The sequence below is a fragment of the Pseudomonas sp. PDM22 genome (assembly GCF_014851965.1).
In the GTDB taxonomy this organism is placed as follows: Bacteria; Pseudomonadota; Gammaproteobacteria; order Pseudomonadales; family Pseudomonadaceae; genus Pseudomonas.
Genome location: NZ_JACVAR010000002.1, coordinates 194,982 through 218,584, shown reverse-complemented (window position 1 = coordinate 218,584; position 23,603 = coordinate 194,982). Strand labels below are relative to the sequence as shown.

The following is a 23,603-nucleotide window of genomic DNA, read 5'->3' as shown; positions in this document are numbered from 1 at the left end:
TCAGTCCGCCAGGACGGAATCCTCTTCACCCTTGACCACGCGCACCACCTTGTTCGGCGCCAGGTCGATACCGGCGTCGCGCAAACGCAGGCGGACCTGCTCATTGAGCATGAAGGTGACGCCCCAGTAGTCGGAGTTGGCAGTCCACAGGCGCAGCGACAGGGTCACCGAGTTCTCGCCCAGGCCCGCGACCACCACCACCGGCGCCGGCGACTTGAGCACGCGCGGATCGTCCGCCAGCTCCTTGAGGATGGATCGGGCGCCATCCAGGTCGGCGTCGAAGGCCAGCTTCACGTCGAAGGTCACCTGGCGGGTGGTCTGGGTCGAGGTGTTGGTGATGATGCCGTTGGACAGCGCGCCGTTGGGCACGATCACGGTGCGGTTGTCACCGGTGCGCAGCACAGTGTGGAAGATCATGATGTTGTCCACGGTGCCGGACACGCCCTGGGCCTCGATCCAGTCGCCGATCTTGAACGGGCGGAACAGCAGGATCAGCACCCCACCGGCGAAGTTCGACAGGCTGCCCTGCAGTGCCAGGCCGATGGCCAGGCCGGCGGCACCGATGGCGGCGACGAAGCTGGTGGTCTGGATGCCGATCATCGACGCCACACTGACCATCAGCAGGATCTTCAGGATGATGTTCACCATGCTGCCGATGAAGCCCTGCAGCGTCTTGTCCACATGCTTGGTGGACAGCACTCCACCCACGCGACGGGTAAACAGGTTGATCACCCACCAACCGATCAGCAGGGTCAGCAGCGCCAGCGTGGCATTGCCCAGGTAGGCCAGGACGACCGGCGTCCAGGCCTCCGCGCTGTTCATGATCTGCTCGTAATTCATATCCATGGATGCAGGCCCCTTGTCTATTGCCATTCCAAAAACAAAACCGCCATGGCAAGCCATGGCGGTCGGGAGTTCGCCGAGCGACTCTCTTACTGCGACGTCAGGCGGGCGGTGAGGTTCCGCAGCTTTTCGTCGAGAGTGCGCATCAGTCGCGGAAGTTGTTGAACTGCAGCGGCATGCCGAGGGATTCGCCGCGCAGCAGCGCGATGGCTTCCTGCAGGTCGTCGCGCTTCTTGCCGGTGACACGTACCTGCTCGCCCTGGATGGCGGCCTGCACCTTGAGCTTCTTGTCCTTGATCAGGGCGACGATCTTCTTCGCCAGGTCCTTGTCGATGCCCTCGCGGAAGTCGACTTCCTGCTTGACCACCTTGCCGGAGGCGAAGGAATCCTTGATCTCCATGCACTGTGCGTCAATCTTGCGTTTGACCAGGCTGGAGCGAAGAATGTCGAGCATCTGCTCGAGCATGAAATCCGCCTCGGCGGTCAGGGTGATGGACTTTTCCTTGGCCTCGAAGCTGCACTTGCCCTTCAGGTCGAAACGGCGGTCCAGTTCCTTGGTGGCGTTATCCAAGGCGTTGGTCAGTTCGTGTTTGTCCAGTTCGGACACCACGTCGAACGAAGGCATGACATCTCTCCAGATGGACGGCGCGATGCGGTTCACAGTCAGCATCGAGCCTGGCTTGACGATAAAAATGCGCGGTCATTATAACTGACAGACAAGACCGCGCCCGGCCTCTGACACTATGAGCCGGCATTTCCCACTCGTTTGCGAGACATTCCTTTCCATGCCAACCAACCATCTCAGCATTCTGGTGGTCGACGACGCCAAGTTCTCCAGCGCCATGATCGGCCGCGCGCTGAGTCAGGCCGGCTACCAGAACGTGCGCTTCGCCAGCAGCGCCAGCGAAGCGCTCGACCTGCTGGAAAAGGAGCCGGTGAGCGTACTGCTCGCCGACTGGCTGATGCCCGAGATGGACGGCCTGGAGCTGACCGCGCGGGTACGCCAGCTCGACGAGAGTGGCGATCACTACACCTACATCATCCTGCTCACCGGCAAGGAGGGCGACAACGCCCTGGCCGAAGCCTTCGACCGCGGCGTCGATGACTTCGTCAGCAAGTCGGCGATGAACGAGCAACTGGTGCCCCGCGTACTGGCCGCCGACCGCCTGAGCAACACCCTGCAGCGCCTGCTGATGGAAAACCGCCTGCTCACCCAGAACATCACCAGCCTGGAAGAGCGCAACCTGGTGGACAGCGCCACCGGCCTGGGCAACCAGCGCTACCTGAAGCAGAAGCTGGCCGACAGTATCCGCCAGGTGGAATCCCGCGGCGGCGCGGTGTGCTACATGCTGATCGGCCTGCCGGAGCTGGCCGAACTGGGGCAGAAGCACGGCCAGCCGTTCCAGAACGAGCTGCTCCATGGCGTCGCCCGGCGCCTGCAGCAACTGGTGCGGCCGCTGGATGTCCTGGCGCGCATCGATGACCAGCACTTCGCCCTGATCACCCTGCTCGAAGACCTGCAGGAGTGCTCGCCGAGCAGCTTCCGCCGCCTGCACGAAGGCCTGAACCTCAAGGCGTTCAAGACCAGCGAAGGCTTCATCACCCTCAAGGCCGGCATCAGCCTGGTGGGCCTGGACGCCAAGGCGCTGCCCCTGGAGGTCGAGCACCTGATGCAGCAAGGCCGCGCGCTGCTGCCCGATGCCTTCGCCAGCGGGCGAATCAACGCCAGCCGCCTGACCGGCCTGCGCTAAACTTCGCGGTAAGCCCCCGAAACCGCGAAGTTCCTCCCATGACCTGGACCATCCTCGGCGCCGGCAGCCTCGGTTGCCTGTGGGCCGCCCGCCTGTCCCGCGCCGGCTTGCCGGTGCGCCTGCTGCTGCGTGACCGCCAGCGCCTCAATGCCTACCGCGCCCTCGGCGGTGTCACCCTGGTGGAAGACGGCCGCGAGAGCCTCTACCCCATTCCGGCGGAAACTGCCGCCCAGGGCGCGCCGATCCAGCGCCTGTTGCTGGCCTGCAAGGCCTACGACGCCGAATCCGCCGCCGCCAGCGTGGCCGCGCGCCTGGCCCCGGGCGCCGAGCTGATCCTGCTGCAGAACGGCCTGGGCAGCCAGCAGGCGGTCAGCGCCCACCTGCCGCGCGCCCGCTGCCTGTATGCATCCAGCACCGAAGGCGCCTTCCGCGAATCCGACTTCCGCGTGGTATTCGCGGGTCAGGGACAGACCTGGCTGGGCGATGAACAGGGCGGCCTCGAGCCGGAATGGCTGGCCGACCTGCGCCGCGCCCAGATCCCCGCGCAGTGGAGCGACGACATTCTCGAACGCCTGTGGCGCAAGCTCGCGCTGAACTGCGCGATCAACCCGCTCACCGTGCTGCATCAGTGCCGCAACGGCGAGCTGGCCAGCCATCCCGGCGAAGTCGCCGGGCTCTGCGACGAGCTGGGCCAATTGCTCCATGCCGCTGGCTACTCCGCCGCCGCACGGGAGCTGCAGGGCGACGTGGAGCGGGTGATTGCCGCCACCGCAGCGAACTTCTCGTCCATGTACCAGGACGTCGCCAAGGGCCGGCGCAGCGAGATCGCCTACCTGCTCGGCCACGCCTGCCGCGAGGGCGACCGCCAGCACCTGGCACTGCCACAACTGCGCGCCCTGCACGAGCGCCTGCGGGCCTGCCTGGTGGCCCGCGGATTGCCCGACAACTGATGGCGGGCTACCCTGCCCGCCTCCCCTGTTCTTCTCTTTGACGCGCCCATGCCTTCACCCATGAACCTGCGCCAGCGCCTGGAAGACCTGCCGGTCGGCCAGAAAATCCTCGCCGCCCTGCTGGTGCTGCTGGCGACCGTGATGCTGGTGGCCAACCTTGCCTTCATCAGCGCGGCCTACTGGATCTCCCAGGACAGCGTGGCGCCGCAGGCCCTGCAGACCATCGGCCGGCTGATCGCCAACCCGGCGCTCAGCGAACCGGCACTGTCCTCGCCGACCCAGGCCCAGGTGCTGCTACGTCAGTTGGACGACTACCAGCCGCTGCGCGCCGCCGCGCTCTACGACAGCAATGGCGAGCGCATCGCGCAGACGCCGAGCAACGGCCCGGTGGCCCTGCCCGAGCGCCTGGACCACCTGGAGCGCTGGCGCCAGCACGAATACCGTCTCAATGCGCTGTTCGAGCTCCCCCAGGCCGGCCGCAACAGCGGCTACCTGCTGCTGGTGGCCAGCAGCGAGCTGCCCGGCGCCTTCTACACCGGCACACTGACCGCCAGCCTGGTGATCCTCGCGGTCTCGGTGCTGCTCTGGCTGCTCATCGCACAGCAGATCCGCCGCCTGATCACCCGGCCGATCCGCAGCCTGGAAGAGCTCTCGCGCCAGGTCACCCGCGAGGAAAACTACGCCCTGCGCGCCGAGCGCGGCAACGCCGACGAGATCGGCCGCCTGGCTGACGCCTTCAACACCATGCTGACCCGCATCGAGGCCCGCGAGCAGCAGCTCAAGCGCGCCCGTGACGACGCCCAGGAAGCCGTGGAGCAGGCCCAGTCGCTGGCCGAGGAAACCCGCCGCTCGAACCGCAAGCTGGAGCTGGAAGTCCAGGTGCGCAGCAAGATCGAGAAGAAGCTCACCGGCTTCCAGCACTACCTCAACAGCATCATCGACTCCATGCCTTCGGCGCTGATCGCGGTGGACGAGCAGCTCTACGTCACCCAGTGGAACCAGGAAGCCAGCCAGCTCTCCGGCACCAGCCTGGACGACGCGGTGAACCAGCCGGTGTTCCTCGCCTTCCCGTCGCTCAAGCCCTTCCTGCCGCAGCTCACCCGCGCCGCCGAGCAGCACAAGGTCGAGCGCGTCGAACGCGTCACCTGGGCCCTTACCGACGCTCCGCGCCACTACGCCCTGACCTTCTACCCACTGATGGGCGGCACCGGCCGTGGCGCGGTGATCCGCATCGACGACATCACCGACCGCCTGGGGATGGAAGAGATGATGGTGCAGTCGGAAAAGATGCTCTCCGTCGGCGGCCTCGCCGCCGGCATGGCCCACGAGATCAACAACCCGCTGGGCGCCATTCTGCACAACGTGCAGAACATCCGCCGGCGCCTGTCGCAGGAGCTGCCGAAGAACCTCGAAGTGGCCGGCGAAGTAGGCGTGCGTCTGGACGACCTCAACCACTACCTGGAGGCGCGGGAGATCCCCAAGCTGATGGATGGCATCCAGTACGCCGGCTCCCGCGCAGCGAAGATCGTCACCCACATGCTTTCCTTCAGCCGCCGCAGCCACCGCCAGATGGCCGCCTGCGAGCTGCCGGCGTTGCTGGAACAGGCGGTGGAGATCGCCGGCAACGACTTCGACCTCACCGGCGGATTCGACTTCAAGTCGCTGGAGATCGTCCACGAGTACGACCCACGCCTGGGCCCGGTGCCGGTGATCGCCAACGAAATCGAACAGGTCCTGCTCAACCTGCTGAAGAACGGCGCCCAGGCCATCCACCTGCGCGACGACGAAGAGGAAGGCGAATACGGCCGCATCACCCTGCGTACCCGGCTCAATCCACCGTGGGCGGAAATCCATGTGGAGGACAACGGCTGCGGCATGCCGGAGAACGTGCGCAAGCGCATCTTCGAGCCCTTCTTCACCACCAAGGAAGTCGGCCAGGGCACAGGGCTGGGCCTGTCGGTCTCGTACTTCATCGTCACCAACAACCACAAGGGGCAGATGGAAGTGCAGTCCGAACTGGGCGTGGGCACCTGTTTCACCATCCGTCTGCCGCTGGCCGCCGAGATTTCCCCGCCGCTGCCGCTATTGGCGCAGGGCGACAAGGAGCATTGAGTCATGGGCAATCGCCTGTCGAAGATCTACACCCGTACCGGCGACGCCGGCGAAACCGGCCTGGCCGACGGCCGCCGCGTGCCCAAGCACCATCCGCGGGTGGAAGCCATGGGCGCAGTGGATGAGCTGAACAGCCACCTTGGCCTGCTGCTGGCCGGGCTGCACGAAGCGCGTAGCAGTGCGCTCGAAGAGGTGATTGGTGTATTGGCGCCGATCCAGCATCGCCTGTTCGACCTGGGCGGAGAGCTGGCGATGCCGGAGTACCGCGCTCTGAACGATGCCGAAGTGGAGCGCCTGGAGCAGGTGATCGATCGCTGGAACGAGGAACTCGGGCCACTGAAGAACTTCATCCTGCCCGGCGGCTCGCGCCTGGTCGCTCTCGCCCACCTGTGCCGCGCCCAGGCGCGCAACGCCGAGCGCCGCTGCCAACAGCTGAATGCCGAGGAACCGTTGGAAGGCGCGGGCCTGCGCTACCTGAACCGCCTGTCCGACCTCCTGTTCGTCGCCGCGCGCTTCATCGCCCGCCGCCAGGGCGTGGAAGAGATTCTCTGGCAGGCGGCTGAAAAACCGGCCTGATCGACCTGTCAGCGAAATCCATCGCGGCGGATTCCGCACCTACCGGGTATGACCAACGCACAGCGCTCATCTGTAGGAGCGCGCCATGCGCGCGATCGCGGGCATGGCCCGCTCCTACAGGGAGCACCGAAGTTGCCCGACAGTCCGGAATCAGTTTCGTAGGATGGCGTGGAGCGAAGCGATACCCCTCGCCGCCCCACGCAAAGTGCCTATCAGCCTTCCGCCTTCGGCCAGAACGCGCGAATCCCCGCCACGCCCTGCGCACCGGTCTGCCACGCCCGCTCGAGATCCTGCGGGCCGACACCACCGAGCAGGAACACCGGCTGGTTGAAGCCATCGATCAGTTCTGCCGCTGCCTCCCAGCCCAGCGCCGGCTCGCCCGGATGGCTCTCGGTGGGCTGCACCGGCGACAAGGTGACGAAGTCCACACCCATGCGCACCGCCAGCTCCAGCTCTTCGGCGCTGTGGCAGGACGCCGCCAGCAGGCGCTCGCGGGGGAACGGTCGGCCGTTGGGTGCGTACTTGCGCAATTGCTCGGAGGTCAGGTGCCAGCCGGCCGCCGGAAAATCTCCCAGCCACTCCAGCGGGCCCTTGAGCATCAGCTGCGCCTTGCCGGCGCACAGGCCTTGCACGTCGACGGCGAGGTCGCGGTACTCGGGGCTGTACATGTTCGGCGCGCGCAGCTGGATCAGGCGGATGCCGTTGGCAACAGCGGCACGCACGCCCTGCACCAGCTGCGGGATTTCCAGGCCATCGGGGGTGATCAGGTAGCGATCCGGCAGGCGCGCGGCCTGCACGATGGGCTCATTGGCCGCCGGGAACTCGTAGTCCGGCAGGTCGCGCGGGGCGACCCAGGCCAGCGGCTGGCCCTCGGCACCATGGGGCGCACCGGAGAAAGCGGAGACTTCCCAGACATCCAGCAGCACATGCTTGTCGCTGTAGTCGTGCTGCACACGGATCAGCGGGCGGGCCTGCTCGACGTCAATGCCGAGTTCCTCTTTCAGCTCGCGGGCCAGGGCGACCTGCACCGCTTCGCCCTCTTCCACCTTGCCACCGGGAAACTCCCAGAGACCGCCCTGGTGCTTGTCGTCCGGACGGCGGGCGATCAGCACCCGGCCATCGAGTCCGCGAATCACGGCGGCGGCGACATGTACTCGTTTCACAGTGCTACTCCTCAATCCGATTCAGGCAGGGCCCGCGCAGACGGGCATTCTACCGTCATTGGCGGCCGGGTTCAGGCGCGTTCGACCATCGCCGCGTCCAGCCAGGGACGGAAGGCCGGCCAGGCATAGATCGCATCGACGTAGTTCTGCGCCTCGATGGGCAGGGTCACGCAGTAGCTGCGCAGGCGCGTGGCAATGGGAGCGTAGAAGGCGTCGGCAATGCTGGCGTGGCCGAACAGGAACGGACCGTCCTGGCCGAACTGCTGGCGGCACAACGCCCAGAGCTCGACGACACGGGCGATATCCGCCTCCACCGCGTCGGGCACGTTGGTCAGCGGCTGGTTGCGCTGGATGTCCATGGGCATGTGCGAACGCAGCGCCATGAAGCCGCTGTGCATCTCGGCGCAGACCGAGCGTGCCAGTGCGCGGGCCGCTTCGCCACGGGGCCAGAGGTGGGCTTCGGGGAAGCGTTCGGCGAGGTATTCGGCGATCGACAGGGAATCCCAGATCAGCCCGTGCTCGCACTTGAGCGCCGGCACCTTGCCGCTGGGCGAGTGCTCGCGGATGCGCCGCGAGATGTCCTGCCCACCGAGGGGAATGAGGATTTCCTCGAACTCGGCGCCGGTGAGCTGCATGGCCAGCCAGCCGCGCAGGGACCAGGAGGAGAGGTTCTTGCTGCCGATGATCAGGGTGAGGGACATGGATGCGATGCTCTTGAGGGTCAGTCAGAAGACCTTAGAGCGCGGCAGCCATGAAAACAAATTCCCGATTTTCATCTATCGATGAAAATCGGGAATGCGAGAGAAGCGGCTGAAGGCTACAAGCAGCAGGCTTCAGGCGCGCTCTTGCCTGCCGCCTGAAGCTTGTAGCCTATGGTTACCGTCAGGTGCGGTATTCCGCGTTGATCTTCACGTACTCGTGGGACAGGTCAGTGGTCCAGATGGTCTCGCTGCAGGTGCCGCGGCCGAGATCGATGCGGATGGTGATCTCTTCCTGGGCCATGACTTTGGCGCCCTGGTCCTCGGTGTAGCTGGTGGCGCGGCAGCCGCGGCTGGCGATGGCCACGTCATCGAGGAACACGTCGATCAGGCTCACGTCCAGGTCAGGCACGCCGGCACGGCCGACGGCCGCGAGGATACGGCCCCAGTTCGGGTCGGAAGCGAACAGCGCGGTCTTGATCAGCGGCGAGTGGGACACGGCGTAGCCGACGTCCAGGCACTCCTGGTGAGTCGCGCCGCCGTTCACCTGCACGGTGACGAACTTGGTGGCACCTTCGCCGTCACGGACGATGGCCTGGGCCAGTTCCATGGAAACTTCCAGCACGGCCTGCTTCAGCGCGGCGAACAGCGCGCCGCTGGCGGCGGTGATTTCCGGCAGCGCGGCCTGGCCGGTGGCGATCAGCATGCAGCAGTCGTTGGTGGAGGTATCGCCATCGATGGTGATGCGGTTGAAGGACTTGTTCGACGCGTCGCGCAGCAGGTCCTGCAGCACGCCCTGGGCAACCTTCGCGTCGGTGGCGATGTAACCGAGCATGGTGGCCATGTTCGGCTTGATCATGCCGGCGCCCTTGCTGATGCCGGTAACCGTGATGGTCACGCCGTCGTGCTGGAACTGGCGGCTGGCGCCCTTGGGCAGGGTGTCGGTGGTCATGATGCCGGCAGCGGCGTCGGCCCAGTTATCCACAGACAGGTTGGCCAGCGCGGCAGGCAGCGCGGCTTCGATCTTCTCGACCGGCAGCGGCTCGCCGATCACGCCGGTCGAGTACGGCAGCACGGCGTTTTCCGGCACGCCGGCAAGCTCGGCCAGCTTGGCGCAGGTGCGGGTGGCGTTGACCAGGCCCGGTTCACCGGTGCCGGCGTTGGCGTTGCCAGTGTTGGTCAGGAGGTAGCGCACCGGCCCCAGGAAGCGCTTGCGCGCCAGGATCACCGGAGCGGCGCAGAAGGCGTTGGTAGTGAACACACCGGCCACGGTGGAGCCTTCGGCGCAACGCATCACCACGATGTCCTTGCGGCCGGGTCGTTTGATGCCGGCAGAGGCGATGCCGAGTTCGAAACCGGGGACCGGGTGCAGGGTGGACATGGGGCCGAGACCAACAGCCATGTGGCGCGCTCCTATCAAGTCAGTGAATCAAGTCAGTGAATCAAACCGGTAAAACGAATCAGTGAAGCAGATGTGAAAAACGCCGCGAGCGGCAGGGCCGGTCGCGGCGTTGGTATCAGGGGCGGGAAGCTTTATTCCACCTGACCGTGGCAGTGCTTGTACTTCTTGCCCGAACCGCAGGGGCACGGCTCGTTGCGGCCGATCTTCGGTTCGTTGCGGATGGGTTCCATCGGCACCACGTTGTCGGCCGGGATTTCACCCTCTTCTTCCGGCTCGCCGGTCACCTGGTCCATGGACGGTGCGGCGGCGTGCTGGAACTGCATGCGCTTGGCCATTTCCTCGGCTTCGCGACGCAGGCGGGCTTCTTCTTCGGCCGGGTCTTCGCGGCGAACCTGAACGAAGGACAGCACGCGGATGGTGTCGCGCTTGATGGAGTTCAGCAGTTCCTGGAACAGGTTGAAGGACTCGCGCTTGTATTCCTGCTTCGGGTTCTTCTGCGCGTAGCCGCGCAGGTGGATGCCGTGACGCAGGTGATCCATGGTGGACAGGTGGTCCTTCCACAGGTCGTCCAGCACGCGCAGCAGCATCTGCTTCTCGAAGGTGCGCAGGGCTTCTTCGCCGGCGAGCTCTTCCTTCTCGTTGTAGGCAGCGACCAGCTCGGTGAGGATCTTCTCGCGCAGGGTTTCCTCGTAGAGCTTGTCGTCGTCCAGCCACTGCTGGATCGGCAGCTTGAGGCCGAAATCGCTGTACAGCGCAGCTTCCAGACCGGCGACGTCCCACTGCTCGGGCAGCGACTGCGGCGGAATGTGCTCGCTGACGGTGTTGTTCAGGGTCTCTTCGCGGAACTCGGTGATAGTCTCGCCGATGTTATCGGCCGCGAGCAGGGTGTTGCGCATGTGGTAGATCACCTTGCGCTGCTCGTTGGCGACGTCGTCGAACTCCAGCAGTTGCTTGCGGATATCGAAGTTGCGGCCCTCGACCTTGCGCTGCGCCTTTTCGATGGCGTTGGTCACCATGCGGTGCTCGATCGCCTCGCCCGGCTGCATGCCGAGTGCCTTCATGAAGTTCTTCACCCGGTCGGAGGCGAAGATGCGCATCAGGTGGTCTTCCAGCGACAGGTAGAAGCGGCTGGAGCCCGGGTCGCCCTGACGGCCGGCACGGCCGCGCAGCTGGTTGTCGATACGGCGGGATTCGTGGCGTTCGGAGGCGATCACGTGCAGGCCGCCCGACTCGATGACCTGCTGATGACGCTTCTGCCAGTCGGCCTTGATCTGCGCGACCTGCTCGTCGGTGGGGTTCTCCAGCGCGGCGACTTCCACTTCCCAGTTGCCGCCCAGCAGGATGTCGGTACCACGACCGGCCATGTTGGTGGCAATGGTGACCGAGCCCGGACGACCGGCCTGGGCAATGATCTCGGCTTCCTTCTCGTGGTACTTGGCGTTCAGTACCTTGTGCTCGATGCCGGCGTTCTGCAGCAGCTGCGAAACGTATTCGGAGGTCTCGACCGAGGCGGTACCTACGAGGATCGGACGACCCAGCGCCTGGCACTGCTGCACGTCGGTGATGATGGCGGCGTACTTCTCGTCCTGGGTCAGGTAGACCAGGTCGTTGAAGTCCTTACGGGCAACCGGACGGTGGGTCGGGATCACCACCACGTCGAGGCCGTAGGTCTGGCGGAATTCGAAGGCCTCGGTGTCGGCGGTACCGGTCATGCCGGCCAGCTTGGTGTAGAGGCGGAAGTAGTTCTGGAAGGTGGTCGAGGCCAGGGTCTGGCTCTCGGCCTGGATCGGCAGGTTTTCCTTCGCCTCGATGGCCTGGTGCAGGCCCTCGGAGAGGCGACGGCCCGGCATGGTGCGGCCGGTATGCTCGTCGATCAGCAGGACCTGGTCGCCCTGGACGATGTATTCCACGTTGCGGTGGAACAGGGTGTGGGCGCGCAGCGCAGCGTAGACATGGGTCAGCAGGCTGAGGTTGTGCGCCGAGTAGAGGCTCTCGCCCTCGGCCAGCAGGCCGTTCTGGGTCAGCAGCTCCTCGACGTAGGCATGGCCCTGTTCGTTGAGTTCGACCTGGCGGGTCTTCTCGTCGATGCTGTAGTGGCCCTGCTGGGTCACCTGGCCTTCGACTTCCTCGATGTGACGCTTCAGTCGCGGGATCAGCTTGTTGATCTTGATGTACAGCTCGGAGCTGTCTTCGGCCTGGCCGGAGATGATCAGCGGAGTCCGCGCCTCGTCGATGAGGATGGAGTCCACTTCGTCGACCACGGCGAAGTTCAGTTCACGCTGGAACTTGTCTTCCAGGCTGAACGCCATGTTGTCGCGCAGATAGTCGAAACCGAATTCGTTGTTGGTGCCGTAGGTGATGTCGGCGGCGTAGGCGGCGCGCTTCTCTTCCGGCGGCTGGAACGGGCTGACGATGCCGACGGTCAGGCCGAGGAATTCATACAGCGGACGCATCCAGTTGGCGTCGCGGCGAGCCAGGTAGTCGTTCACGGTGACCACGTGCACGCCTTTGCCGGACAGGGCGTTCAGGTAGACGGCCAGGGTACCCACGAGGGTCTTGCCCTCACCGGTACGCATCTCGGCGATCTTGCCTTCGTGCAGGGACATGCCGCCGATCAGCTGGACGTCGAAGTGACGCATGCCCATCACGCGCTTGCCAGCCTCGCGGGCGACGGCGAAGGCTTCCGGAAGGATCTGGTCGAGGGTCTCGCCCTTGGCGACACGCGCCTTGAACTCTTCGGTCTTGGCCTTCAGTTGCTCATCGGAAAGCGGGACCATCTGGGGCTCGAGTGCATTGATGGCCTGGACCTGCTTGGCCATGCGCTTCACTTCGCGCTCGTTCTTGCTTCCAAAGAGTTTTTTCAACAAAGGCGCAAACATATCGACTGGGTCATCCGAACTGGAGAATTGGAGGGCTGCCCGACTGGCTGGCCGCGGCGCGGAACGGCAATGAAGCGGGCATTCTACCCGGAAACTACCGGGAAAAAAGTGCCGAAGTCATCCTCCGAAGCTTCGCATTCTGCGAGCTTGGGAGCAATGCATGGACGGACAACTTTGAATCCGAGTGGGTGATATGGTGACGCAGCCTGGCAACTTCAAGGGTGGACGGTGGCATCTGGCCCTGAGCGCATCTGTTACCATCCTGCTTCATTCACTCCCGGTTGCTCTCGATGGCCTTCCGCCCCCTGCCCGCCAAGGCGATGACCAAGCTGCTGCGCGAAGCCAAGCCGCTGCAGTCGCTGTTCGCCCAGGCGCAGCGCCTCTCGCACCTGCAGGAGCTACTCGATTCGCAGCTGCAGCCCGCCGCGCGCCCCTACTGCCGTGTCGCCTCCTGGCGTGAAGGCAGCCTGCTGCTGGTCGTCACCGACGGCCACTGGGCCACGCGCCTGCGCTACCAGCAGAACCGCCTGCTGCGGCAGCTGGCCGCGTTCGAGGAGTTCAGGGGTCTGGCGCGCATCCTGTTCAAGGTGCAGCCGGTGATCCAGGCGCCCACCCGGGTGAATACCAACCGCATCACCGAGTCCGCCTCCGCCACCCTGCACGAAGCAGCCGAGGGCATCAGCAATCCGCAACTCAAGGCCGCCCTCGAGCGCCTCGCCAGCCGCAGTCGCAAGCCGCCGGAAGCGGACCAGGAATAAAAACGCTGGAATAAAAAAAGGCCACCCGAGGGTGGCCTTTGAAGTTGTAGCTGAAAGGAGGAGGTTTCCTTATACGGCCGCAGCGGGTCGCATATAGGAGATCGGCGCAGTCTTGGCGTCCTCGAAGGTCACCACTTCCCAAGCGTCCTTGTCTGCGATGAGGGTACGCAGGAGACGGTTGTTCAGGGCGTGACCGGACTTGTAGCCGATGAACTCGCCGATGAGGCTGTTACCCAGCAGGTACAGGTCACCAATGGCGTCCAGGATCTTGTGCTTGACGAACTCGTCCTCGTAACGAAGACCGTCTTCGTTGAGCACACGATACTCGTCGACCACGATGGCGTTCTCCACACTGCCACCGAGCGCCAGGTTCTGCGAACGCAGCATCTCGATGTCGCGCATGAACCCGAAGGTACGGGCGCGGCTGACTTCCTTCACGAAGGAAGTGCTGGAGAAATCCACCACGGCTTTCTGGGTGCGACCACGGAAGACCGGGTGATCGAAATCGATCTCGAAGCTCACCTTGAAGCCGTCGAACGGAACGAAAGTGGCGCGCTTGTCGCCCTCTTCCACCGTTATTTCGCGCTTGATGCGGATGAACTTCTTGGCCGCTTCCTGCTCTTGCAGGCCAGCGGACTGGATCAGGAATACGAAAGGACCTGCGCTGCCGTCCATGATCGGAACTTCCGATGCGGACAGCTCGACATAGGCGTTGTCGATACCCAGGCCGGCCATGGCCGAGAGCAGGTGCTCCACGGTATCCACCTTGATGTCACCCTTGATCAGGGTGGTCGACATGGTGGTTTCGCCGACGTTCGAAGCCCGGGCGGGAATTTCCACCACAGGGTCGAGATCGGTCCGGCAGAACACGATGCCAGTATCGACGGGAGCCGGCTTCAGGGTCAGGTAAACCTTTTCCCCGGAGTGCAGGCCGACACCGGTCGCCCGGATGATGTTCTTCAAGGTGCGTTGTCTGATCATGGCTTTGGCCGCTTTCGCGCAAGTTGCGAACTGTTGTCAACAATGGGCGGCGATGATAGCAGAACCGCCCTTTGCTGAACACCAATCACATTGATACTCCTGATAAATCGACTCAATCGGCCTGGCGACGCAGGAAGGCCGGGATGTCCAGATAGTCCAGATCGTCCTGCGGGTTCAGCTTGGCCGCGGTGGCTGCGCCGCCGTGGTTCTGGTTGCGCATGACGGTCGGACGATCCAGGTCGCGGTAGTTCACCGACTGCTGCTCGCGCTGAACCGGAGCCTGGGTGCTGACAGCCTGAGTCTGAACGGTGTTGTCGACGACCTTGACCGGCTTCTCCAGGCGAGCGCCCAGACCGGTGGCGACCACGGTGACGTGCAGCTCGTCGCGCATGTCCGGATCGATCACGGTGCCCACTTTCACGGTGGCGTGCTCGGAAGCGAACTGCTCGATGATGTTACCCACGTCGGAGTACTCGCCCAGGGACAGGTCGGGACCTGCGGTGATGTTCACCAGGATGCCGCGGGCGCCCTGCAGGTTGACGTCTTCCAGCAGCGGGTTGCGGATCGCGGCTTCGGTAGCCTCGCGAGCGCGGTTCGGGCCGCTGGCGCAGCCGGTACCCATCATGGCCATGCCCATTTCGCTCATGACGGTTTTCACGTCGGCGAAGTCGACGTTGATCATGCCCGGGCGCTTGATGATGTCGGAGATACCGCGAACGGCACCGGCCAGTACATCGTCAGCCTTGGCGAAGGCGGCCAGCAGGCTCGCGTCCTTGCCCAGGATGGTCAGCAGTTTTTCGTTCGGGATGGTGATCAGCGAGTCAACGCTTTCAGCCAGCGAGCGGATGCCCTCGTCGGCGATCTGCATGCGCTTGCGACCTTCGAACGGGAACGGACGGGTGACCACGGCCACGGTGAGGATGCCCATTTCCTTGGCAACCTCGGCGATGATCGGTGCAGCACCGGTACCGGTACCGCCACCCATGCCGGTGGTGATGAAGACCATGTCGGCGCCTTCCAGAACTTCGGCGATGCGCTCGCGGTCCTCGATGGCGGCCTGGCGGCCTACTTCAGGGTTGGCGCCAGCGCCCAGGCCCTTGGTCACGCCCGGGCCGAGCTGCAGCACGGTGCGCGCGGCGATGTTCTTCAGCGCCTGCGCATCGGTGTTGGCACAAATGAATTCGACGCCATCAACGTTGTTCTTGGCCATGTGGTTCACGGCGTTGCCGCCGCCACCACCTACGCCGATCACTTTGATGACTGCTGTTTGCGGGACGTTATCTACCAGTTCAAACATTTCCCCTCTCCTTCCTTTCTAGTTGTGTTGCCTACGTTTACCGCGGTGGTAAATCAGAAATTGCCCTGGACCCAGCGTTTGAGCTTTTCCAGTACCGGTGTCTTGGGTTCGTCGCTGCTGAAGCTGCTGCCGGACATGGAGATGCCGTCGGATTGCTTTTGCAGTCCGTACAGGAGCAGCCCCACACCGGTGGAATAGATCGGATTGCGCACGACGTCGGCCAGTCCCTTGACGCTGTGTGGTACGCCCAGGCGCACCGGCATGTGGAAGATCTCCTCGGCCAGCTCGACGGCGCCTTCCATCTTGGAGGTGCCACCGGTCAGGACGATCCCGGCCGGAATCAGGTCCTCGTAGCCACTGCGACGCAGCTCGGCCTGAACCAGGGTGAAGAGCTCGTCGTAACGAGGCTCGACCACTTCGGCAAGCGCTTGGCGCGACAGTTCCCGCGGCGGCCGATCCCCTACGCTGGGCACCTTGATGGTTTCGCCCGGACCGGCCAGTTTGGCCAAGGCGCAAGCATATCGAATCTTGATCTCTTCGGCGTACTGGGTCGGGGTACGCAGCGCCATGGCGATGTCGTTGGTGACCTGATCGCCGGCGATCGGGATCACCGCCGTATGGCGGATGGCGCCTTCGGTGAAGATGGCGATGTCGGTAGTGCCGCCGCCGATGTCCACCAGGCACACACCCAGTTCCTTTTCGTCCTCGGTGAGCACGGAGTAGGCCGAGGCCAACTGCTCGAGGATGATGTCGTCCACTTCCAGGCCGCAGCGGCGCACGCACTTCTCGATGTTCTGCGCGGCGTTCACTGCGCAGGTCACCACGTGCACCTTGGCTTCCAGGCGTACGCCGGACATGCCCAGCGGCTCGCGCACGCCTTCCTGGTTGTCGATCACGTAGTCCTGGGCCAGGGTGTGCAGCACACGCTGGTCGGCCGGGATGGCCACGGCCTGGGCCGCGTCCAGTACGCGCTCGATGTCTGCGCCGCTCACTTCGCGGTCGCGGATCGCAACGATGCCGTGTGAGTTCAGGCTGCGGATATGGTTGCCGGCGATGCCGACGAAGGCCGAGTGGATACGGCAGCCAGCCATCTGCTGGGCTTCATCGATGGCGCGCTGGATCGATTGCACGGTGGATTCGATGTTCACCACCACGCCCTTCTTCAGGCCGCGCGACGGATGCGTCCCGATGCCGACGATTTCCAGCTTGCCATCGGCCGCCACCTCGCCCACCAGCGCCACCACCTTGGAGGTGCCGATGTCCAGGCCGACGACCATTTTGCCGCTCTGCACGCTTGCCATGTTTATAGAAGTCTCCTCAACTCACTGCGCGGCGGTGGTCTGAGCCACCGTCGCTTCCGGCATCGGATCGCGCCAACCTACGGCAAGGCCGTTGGGGTAGCGCATGTCGATGCGGGCAATTTTCGTAATCTGATCTTTCAGCGCCTTGTCGTAGATGGTCACGAACCGGCGAATCTGTTCTACCGCGTGATCGCGGCCCAGCATGATCTCCACGCCCTGCGCGGTGCCCAGGGTCCAGGCGCCGCGCGAACTCATGTCCAGGCTGGCGATGGTGAAACCCAGCGGGCGGAGCATCTGGCTGAGAATCTGGTACTGCTGCATCACTTGCTGCTGAGCACGCTGCGGGCCGGACAGGCGCGGCAGGTGCTCGTAGTTGGCCACTTCACGCGGGGCGAAAGCCTGACCCTGGTTGTTCAGCAGGGCTTCGTCACCCCAACGGGCGATGGGCAATTGCTCGTCCAGGCGGATAACCACCTGGTCGGGCCATACGCGACGCACCTCGGCGTGGGCGATCCAGGGCATCTGCTCCAGCTCCTGGCGCATGCCGGCCAGGTCGATGGTGAAGAAGCTGGCCGACACGTAGGGGCTGATCCGCTGCTGCACCGCCGCCTGGCTGATGTAGCTGAGGTCGCCTTCCACACTGACCTTGGCGATCGGCCGGTCCGCGTAGGGCAGCACGTACTGCGCGCCGTAGTAGGCACCGCCACCGAGCACACCCAGCACCAGAGGCCACAGCAGCACCTTCAGGAAGCCGAAGCTGGGCTTGGGCATGCGGGCGCTGAGCGGCTCCTTGGCCACCAGACGGCTGGCGCCGCGCGGCACCGGCTTGCGTGCCGGGGCACGGCCGATTCCGGGATTCTGGTGACGAAGCTGCGCGCCGTTCATGACTTACCCCCTTGCCTCGACGCTGTCGGCGAGGATCGCCAGCACCAGTTGCTGGAAATCCAGGCCGGCCGCGCGCGCGGCCATGGGCACCAGGCTGTGGTCGGTCATGCCCGGTGCGGTGTTCACTTCCAACAGCCAGAAGCGCCCTTGGGCGTCCTGCATCACATCGGTCCGGCCCCAGCCCTGGATGCCAAGGGCATCGCAGGCGCGCGCGGTCAGGTCCTTGAGCTCCTGTTCCTTCTCGGCATCGAGGCCGCAGGGAATCTGGTACTGGGTATCGTTGGCCAGGTACTTCGCGTCGTAGTCGTAGAAGGTGTGCGGGGTGCCCAGGCGAATGGGCGGCAGCACCTGGCCACGGAGGATCGCGACGGTGTATTCGGGGCCGCTGATCCACTGCTCGACGAGCACCTGCGGATCGAACTTCGCGGCAGCGGCCCAGGCAGCGATCAGCTCTTCCACGCTGTTCACCTTGGCCATGCCGATGCTCGAACCCTCGCTGGCCGGCTTGACGATCAGCGGGAAGCCGAGTTTCGTGGCAGCGGCACGGCAATCATCCTCGCTGGCGAGCACGGCATGGTCGGGCGTCGGCAGGCCGAGGCTCAGCCACACACGCTTGGTGCGCAGCTTGTCCATGGCCAGCGCAGAAGCCAGCACGCCGCTGCCGGTGTAGGGAATGCCGGCGATTTCCAGCAGACCCTGCATGGTGCCGTCTTCACCGCCACGACCGTGGAGGATGATGAAGGCGCGGTCGATCTTCTCGCGGGTCAGACGCTCCAGCAGATCGTCGCCCACGTCGATGCCGAAGGCGTCCACGCCCGCGCCCTGCAGAGCCTGCAGGACCATGGCGCCAGACTTCAGCGACACCTCGCGCTCGGCGCTCTTGCCGCCGTACAGCACGGCGACGCGACCGAAGGCGCGGGGCTCGAGGGCGGATTTGAGGGCGTCACTCATTGCTTCTTCCCCTCGGCGCCAGCAGCGGCAGCGCCGAACATCGGATTCTTGATCAGTGCCGGAGCCAGCCCGCCGATATCACCGGCGCCCTGGCACAGCAGGATGTCGCCCGGACGCAGCAGCGGCTTGAGCAGCGAAGCGAGGTCACCGCCGCGCTCCAGGTAGATCGGGTCGAGCTGGCCGCGCTGGCGGATGCTGTGGCACAGGTGACGGCTGTCGGCGCCGGGGATCGGCTCTTCGCCGGCCGGGTAGACCTCCATCAGCATCAGCACGTTGGCTTCGCCCAGCACCTGCACGAAGTCGTCGTACAGGTCGCGGGTACGGCTGTAACGGTGCGGCTGGTAAACCATCACCAGACGACGCTCCGGCCAGCCACCGCGCACGGCCTTGATCACCGCTGCGACTTCGCGCGGGTGGTGGCCGTAATCGTCGACCAGCATCACGCTGCCGCCTTCCACCTGCAGGTCGCCATAGACCTGGAAGCGTCGACCGACGCCCTGGAAACCGGACAGGCCCTGGACGATGGCCTCGTCGGAAATACCTTCATCGGTGGCGATGACGATGGTCGCCAGGGAGTTCAGTACGTTGTGCAGGCCGGGCATGTTCACCGAGACGTCCAGCGGCTCGCGCTCGGGGCGCAGCACAGTGAACCAGGTGCGCATGCCTTCCTGGCGGATGTTGATGGCGCGGACGTCGGCGTCCTCGCTCAGGCCGTAGGTCACGGTCGGACGGGCAACCTGCGGCAGGATCTCGCGCACTACCGGGTCGTCCACGCAGACCACGGCCAGACCGTAGAACGGCAGGTTGTGCAGGAAGTCGACGAAGGTGCGCTTGAGCTTGTTGAAGTCGCCGCCGTAGGTGCTCATGTGATCGGCGTCGATGTTGGTGACCACCGAGACCATCGGCTGCAGGTGCAGGAAGCTGGCGTCGCTCTCGTCGGCCTCGGCCACCAGGTAGCGGCTGGTGCCCAGCTGCGCGTTGGTGCCGGCGGCGTTCAGGCGGCCGCCGATGACGAAAGTCGGGTCCAGGCCGCCGGCGGCGAATACCGAGGCGATCAGGCTGGTGGTGGTGGTCTTGCCGTGGGTACCGGCGACGGCGATGCCGTGGCGATAGCGCATCAGCTCGGCGAGCATCTCGGCGCGCGGCACGACCGGCACACGGCGATCCAGCGCCGCAGCGACTTCCGGATTCGACTTGTTCACTGCGCTGGAAACCACCAGCACGTCAGCGCCGTCGGAGTTCTCCGCGCGGTGGCCGATGAAGATTTCTGCGCCGAATTTTTCCAGGCGCTCGGTGACCTGCGAAGCCTTGAGGTCGGAGCCGGAGACTTCGTAACCGAGGTTGAGCAGGACTTCCGCGATACCGCACATGCCCACGCCACCGATGCCGACGAAGTGGATGCGGCGGATGCGCCGCATGGTGCGGGTGACGCCGGTGGGTTCTTTAACCACGGGCCACCTCCAGGCAGGCATCGACTACCGTGCGGGTAGCCTCGGGCTTGGCCAGGCTGCGTGCGCAAGCGGCCATGCGGGTCAGGGAATCGGGATGCATCAATACCTCGGACAACTGCGCGGCCAGTTCGGCGGCGCTGGTAGATTTCTGTGGCAGCAGGAGGGCCGCGCCCTCCCGCACCAGGAATTCGGCGTTCTTGGTCTGGTGGTCATCGATCGCGTGGGGCAGCGGCACCAGGAAGGACGGCAGGCCGGCGGCGGTCAGCTCGCTCACGGTCAGCGCCCCGGCGCGGCAGATCACCAGATCGGCCCAGGCGTAGGCGGCGGCCATGTCGGCGATGAACGGAGCTACGTCCGCTTCGACACCCGCAGCGCGATAACGCTCCGCAGTAATTTCGTCATGCTGACGACCGGCCTGATGGCGAATGGCCGGGCGTATCTCGGCCCCGATTTGCGCGAGCGCTTCGGGCAGCAGCTTGTTCAACGGCTCGGCGCCCAGGCTGCCGCCCAGAACCAGCAGGTTGACGCGGCGGCCGGCCAGCGGCGCGCGGGCGCCCTCCTCCAGGAACAGCTCGACGCGCACCGGGTTGCCGGTGGTCAGGCGCTTGGCGCTGCTGTCGAAGGTATCCGGGAAGGCTTCGCAGACACGCTTGGCCAGCGGCGCAAGGCTGCGGTTGGCGGTGCCGGCAACGGCGTTCTGTTCATGGATCACCAGCGGCACGCCGGACAGCTTGGCAGCCAGGCCGCCCGGGCCGGTGACGTAGCCGCCCAGGCCGAGCACACAGACCGGCTTGAGCTGGCGAACCACGCCCAGGGCCTGGAACAGCGACTTGAGCAGATCGAACGGCGCGCGCAACAGGGACTTGAGGCCCTTGCCGCGAAGGCCGCTGACGTTGATCAGGTGCAGTGGCAGACCGGCCTTGGGTACCAGGTCGTTCTCGATGCCGCGCGGAGTGCCCAGCCAGTGCACGCTGTAGCCGCGTGCCTGGAATTCACGGGCGCAGGCCAGGGCCGGGAACACATGTCCGCCGGTGCCGCCCGCCATGATCAGGACGTTACCTTTCATCGGCAAAGTCCTCTTCGCTGAATTCATATTCCTCGCTACCCATCACGGTGCGGCGTTCCCATTCGATGCGCAGCAACATTCCCAACTGGGCGCAGCAGATCACCAGGGAGCTGCCGCCGTAGCTGAGGAATGGCAGGGTCAGGCCCTTGGTCGGCAGCAGGCCGACGTTCACGCCCACGTTGATCAGGAACTGGCCGATCCACAGGAAAGCCAGCCCGTAGGCGACGTAGGCGGAGAAGTACTGTTTCGACTGCTCGGCCCAGATGCCGATGTACAGCGCACGCAGGCTGACGAAGACGAACAGGGCCACGGTGGCCATGGCGCCGACGATGCCCAGCTCTTCCGCGAGCACCGCGAACACGAAGTCGGTGTGCGCCTCGGGGAGGTAGAACTGCTTCTGGATGCTGTTGCCCAGGCCCATGCCGGTCCAGCCGCCACGGCCAAAGGCGATCAGCGCCTGGCTGAGCTGGTAGCCCGCGCCGAACTGGTCGGCCCAGGGATCGGTGAAGTTGGTCAGGCGCGCCATCCGGTATGGCTGGGTCTGGATCAGCAGGACCACGGCGCCCACCGCCAGCGCGACCATCAGGCCGAAGCGGAACAGGCCCACGCCGCCGAGGAACAGCATCGCGGCAGCCGCACCCATCATCACCACGGTGGCGCCGAAGTCGGGCTCGCGCAGCAGCAGGCCGGCCATCGGCAGCAGCACCACGAAGGGTTTGAAGAAGCCCAGCCAGCTCTCGCGCACTTCTTCCTGGCGACGAACGAGGTAGCCGGCCATGAAGATCACCACGAAGACCTTGGCGATCTCCGAGGGCTGGATGTTGAACAGGCCGAAGCCGATCCAGCGCATGGAACCGTTCACCTCGCGGCCGATGCCGGGGGTGATCACCATCACCAGCAGCAGGAAGGCCACGGCGAGCAGCTTCCAGCCCCAGCGCTGCCAGGTTTCCATCGGCACCATCATGGTCACGCCGCAGGCGACGAAGCCAATGGCGAGGTAGATCAGGTGGCGGACCGAGAAGTACAGCGGGTTGCCGGACTGCGCCGCGGCGACTTCGGAGGATGCCGAAGTGACCATCACCAGACCGAGGCCGAGCAGCGCCAGACAACCCGCGAGCAGCGGGAAGTCGATGTCGATGCCATTGCGGCTGATCAGCGGGGACGGATAGGGGCGCAGGAAGGAGAACATCAGGCGAGCTCCTCCACGGCCTTGGCGAACAGGCGTCCGCGTTCTTCGTAGTTTTTGAACATGTCCAGGCTCGCGCAGGCCGGCGACAGCAGCACGGCGTCACCCGGCAACGCCAGGTCGGCAGCGTGCTCGACGGCTTCGTCCAGGGTATTCACGCGGACCTTGGGCACCACGTTGCCAAGGGCGGCGCTCACCAGTTCGGCGTCCCGCCCCAGCAGCACCACGGCGCGGCAATGCCGGGCAACCGGGTCACGCAGGTCATGGAAGTCGGCGCCCTTGCCGTCGCCACCGGCGATCAGCACCAGCTTGCCGTCGATATCGGCGCCCAGGCCTTCGATCGCAGCCAGGGCGGCGCCGACGTTGGTGGCCTTGGAGTCGTCGTAGTAGCTCACGCCGTTGCGCTCGCGCACCCACTGGCAGCGGTGGGCGAGGCCGGCGAATTCACGCAGGGTCTGCAGCATCGGTTCGAACGGCAGACCGACGGCATGCCCCAGCGCCAGCGCCGCCAGGGCGTTGGACTGGTTGTGCGCGCCACGGATCTTCAGCTCGCGGGCCGGCATCAGTTTGTCGAACTGGAAAGCCAGCCACTTCTCCCCGTCTTCTTCGATCAGGCCGAAGCCCTTGAAGTCCGGCTTGTTGGTGCCGAAGGTCCAGCACGGCACGTTGTCGGCGATCAGTGGGCGACTCAGCGCGTCAGCACGGTTCACCACGACCTGCTTGGCGCCGCGGAAGATACGGTGCTTGGCCAGGTGGTAGTCGGCCATGCCGTCGTAGCGGTCCATGTGGTCTTCGCTGACATTGAGGCAGGTAGCGACCTCGGCGTTCAGCCGCTCGCAGGTTTCCAGCTGGAAGCTGGACAGCTCCACCACGTAAAGCTCGACGTCATCGGCCAGCAGGTCCAGCGCCGGGGTGCCGAGGTTGCCGCCAACGGCGACGCGCTTGCCGGCAGCCCTGGCCATGTCGCCCACCAGGGTGGTGACGGTGCTCTTGGCATTGGAACCGGTGATGGCGACGATGGGCGCCTTCGCGTGACGCGCGAACAGGTCGACGTCGCCGGACATGCGCACGCCTCGGGCGGCAGCTTCGATCAGCGCCGGCACGCGCAGCGACAGGCCGGGGCTCACGTAAAGCTCCTGGGCGCGGCAGAGGAAATCGGCGTCGAGGTCGCCACAGCGCACCTCGACCTGCGGATACTGCTCGCGCAGGGTCGCCAGCTCCGGCGGATTCGCGCGCGTATCGGCCACGGCAAAAGGCACGCCCTGGCGCGCCAGGTAGCGCACCAGGGACATGCCGCTCTTGCCGAGGCCGACAACGATGCGGAATTGGTCGGAAGCGATCAGGCTCATGCTC

20 protein-coding genes are annotated in these 23,603 nt (G+C 65.2%); 5 read left to right on the top strand and 15 right to left on the bottom strand.

Translation table 11 applies throughout. From position 1 onward, the window contains the following. A complete protein-coding gene (locus IB255_RS06690; RefSeq protein ID WP_081517506.1) occupies window positions 1–846 on the bottom strand; it encodes a mechanosensitive ion channel family protein in 846 nt (281 codons plus the stop codon). Between the two features lie 142 nt (window positions 847–988). Further along, window positions 989–1,468 (bottom strand): YajQ family cyclic di-GMP-binding protein, encoded by a 480-nt coding sequence (locus tag IB255_RS06685; RefSeq protein WP_045209642.1) that lies wholly within the window; start codon window positions 1,466–1,468, stop codon window positions 989–991. 160 nt (window positions 1,469–1,628) lie between these two features. On the opposite strand from IB255_RS06685, the gene IB255_RS06680 reads away from it, so the two are divergent. Genes IB255_RS06680 through IB255_RS06665 form a run of 4 tightly spaced genes read left to right on the top strand, consistent with a single transcriptional unit; the run spans window position 1,629 to window position 6,232 of the window. After that, window positions 1,629–2,594, top strand: a complete 966-nt coding sequence (locus IB255_RS06680) for a response regulator (RefSeq protein ID WP_081517505.1) — start codon at window positions 1,629–1,631, stop codon at window positions 2,592–2,594. A gap of 38 nt (window positions 2,595–2,632) precedes the next feature. Next, on the top strand, window positions 2,633–3,544 hold the full coding sequence (locus IB255_RS06675) for a putative 2-dehydropantoate 2-reductase (protein ID WP_081517504.1): 912 nt from the start codon (window positions 2,633–2,635) through the stop codon (window positions 3,542–3,544). A gap of 60 nt (window positions 3,545–3,604) precedes the next feature. Next, window positions 3,605–5,656, top strand: coding sequence for a sensor histidine kinase (locus tag IB255_RS06670; protein WP_081517503.1), 2,052 nt, complete (start codon window positions 3,605–3,607; stop codon window positions 5,654–5,656). 3 nt (window positions 5,657–5,659) lie between these two features. Continuing rightward, window positions 5,660–6,232 (top strand): cob(I)yrinic acid a,c-diamide adenosyltransferase, encoded by a 573-nt coding sequence (locus tag IB255_RS06665; RefSeq protein ID WP_081517502.1) that lies wholly within the window; start codon window positions 5,660–5,662, stop codon window positions 6,230–6,232. Between the two features lie 212 nt (window positions 6,233–6,444). Here the strand turns inward: IB255_RS06665 and IB255_RS06660 are convergent, their stop codons facing one another. From IB255_RS06660 to secA, 4 genes are all read right to left on the bottom strand, one after another. Next, the gene (locus IB255_RS06660; protein ID WP_081517501.1) at window positions 6,445–7,395 is read right to left on the bottom strand and encodes a Nudix family hydrolase; all 951 of its coding nucleotides are present in this window, start codon (window positions 7,393–7,395) and stop codon (window positions 6,445–6,447) included. A 71-nt stretch (window positions 7,396–7,466) separates the two neighbouring features. Continuing rightward, the gene (locus tag IB255_RS06655) at window positions 7,467–8,096 is read right to left on the bottom strand and encodes a glutathione S-transferase family protein (RefSeq protein ID WP_081517500.1); all 630 of its coding nucleotides are present in this window, start codon (window positions 8,094–8,096) and stop codon (window positions 7,467–7,469) included. A gap of 181 nt (window positions 8,097–8,277) precedes the next feature. Continuing rightward, complete coding sequence (gene argJ / locus IB255_RS06650; RefSeq protein ID WP_081517499.1) at window positions 8,278–9,495, bottom strand: bifunctional glutamate N-acetyltransferase/amino-acid acetyltransferase ArgJ; 1,218 nt, start codon at window positions 9,493–9,495, stop codon at window positions 8,278–8,280. A gap of 131 nt (window positions 9,496–9,626) precedes the next feature. Beyond that, entirely contained in the window at window positions 9,627–12,374 is a 2,748-nt protein-coding gene (gene secA, locus IB255_RS06645; protein WP_192209907.1) for a preprotein translocase subunit SecA, read from the bottom strand. A 290-nt stretch (window positions 12,375–12,664) separates the two neighbouring features. On the opposite strand from secA, the gene IB255_RS06640 reads away from it, so the two are divergent. Then, window positions 12,665–13,132 (top strand): DUF721 domain-containing protein, encoded by a 468-nt coding sequence (locus tag IB255_RS06640; protein WP_192209906.1) that lies wholly within the window; start codon window positions 12,665–12,667, stop codon window positions 13,130–13,132. A 69-nt stretch (window positions 13,133–13,201) separates the two neighbouring features. Here the strand turns inward: IB255_RS06640 and lpxC are convergent, their stop codons facing one another. The 9 genes from lpxC to murD all read right to left on the bottom strand — a co-directional run bounded on the left by lpxC (window position 13,202) and on the right by murD (window position 23,599). Further along, window positions 13,202–14,113 carry a UDP-3-O-acyl-N-acetylglucosamine deacetylase gene (lpxC, locus tag IB255_RS06635; RefSeq protein WP_045209632.1) on the bottom strand — a complete coding sequence of 304 codons (912 nt, stop codon included), beginning with the start codon at window positions 14,111–14,113 and terminating at the stop codon, window positions 13,202–13,204. Between the two features lie 112 nt (window positions 14,114–14,225). Further along, the gene (gene ftsZ / locus IB255_RS06630) at window positions 14,226–15,410 is read right to left on the bottom strand and encodes a cell division protein FtsZ (RefSeq protein WP_017518095.1); all 1,185 of its coding nucleotides are present in this window, start codon (window positions 15,408–15,410) and stop codon (window positions 14,226–14,228) included. A gap of 53 nt (window positions 15,411–15,463) precedes the next feature. Then, complete coding sequence (gene ftsA, locus IB255_RS06625) at window positions 15,464–16,711, bottom strand: cell division protein FtsA (RefSeq protein ID WP_045209630.1); 1,248 nt, start codon at window positions 16,709–16,711, stop codon at window positions 15,464–15,466. Window positions 16,712–16,732: 21 nt separating this feature from the next. Continuing rightward, on the bottom strand, window positions 16,733–17,596 hold the full coding sequence (locus tag IB255_RS06620) for a cell division protein FtsQ/DivIB (protein WP_081517496.1): 864 nt from the start codon (window positions 17,594–17,596) through the stop codon (window positions 16,733–16,735). Window positions 17,597–17,599: 3 nt separating this feature from the next. Beyond that, complete coding sequence (locus IB255_RS06615) at window positions 17,600–18,547, bottom strand: D-alanine--D-alanine ligase (protein WP_192209905.1); 948 nt, start codon at window positions 18,545–18,547, stop codon at window positions 17,600–17,602. Beyond that, window positions 18,544–19,998 (bottom strand): UDP-N-acetylmuramate--L-alanine ligase, encoded by a 1,455-nt coding sequence (murC, locus tag IB255_RS06610; protein WP_081517494.1) that lies wholly within the window; start codon window positions 19,996–19,998, stop codon window positions 18,544–18,546. Before murC ends, IB255_RS06615 begins: the two co-directional genes overlap by 4 nt. Beyond that, window positions 19,991–21,064, bottom strand: coding sequence for an undecaprenyldiphospho-muramoylpentapeptide beta-N-acetylglucosaminyltransferase (gene murG / locus IB255_RS06605; protein ID WP_192209904.1), 1,074 nt, complete (start codon window positions 21,062–21,064; stop codon window positions 19,991–19,993). The genes murC and murG overlap by 8 nt, the downstream gene beginning before the upstream one ends. Further along, window positions 21,054–22,253 carry a putative lipid II flippase FtsW gene (gene ftsW, locus IB255_RS06600; RefSeq protein ID WP_045209625.1) on the bottom strand — a complete coding sequence of 400 codons (1,200 nt, stop codon included), beginning with the start codon at window positions 22,251–22,253 and terminating at the stop codon, window positions 21,054–21,056. The genes murG and ftsW overlap by 11 nt, the downstream gene beginning before the upstream one ends. After that, window positions 22,253–23,599 carry a UDP-N-acetylmuramoyl-L-alanine--D-glutamate ligase gene (gene murD, locus IB255_RS06595; RefSeq protein ID WP_151189490.1) on the bottom strand — a complete coding sequence of 449 codons (1,347 nt, stop codon included), beginning with the start codon at window positions 23,597–23,599 and terminating at the stop codon, window positions 22,253–22,255. Before murD ends, ftsW begins: the two co-directional genes overlap by 1 nt. Between the last annotated feature and the right edge of the window lie 4 nt (window positions 23,600–23,603).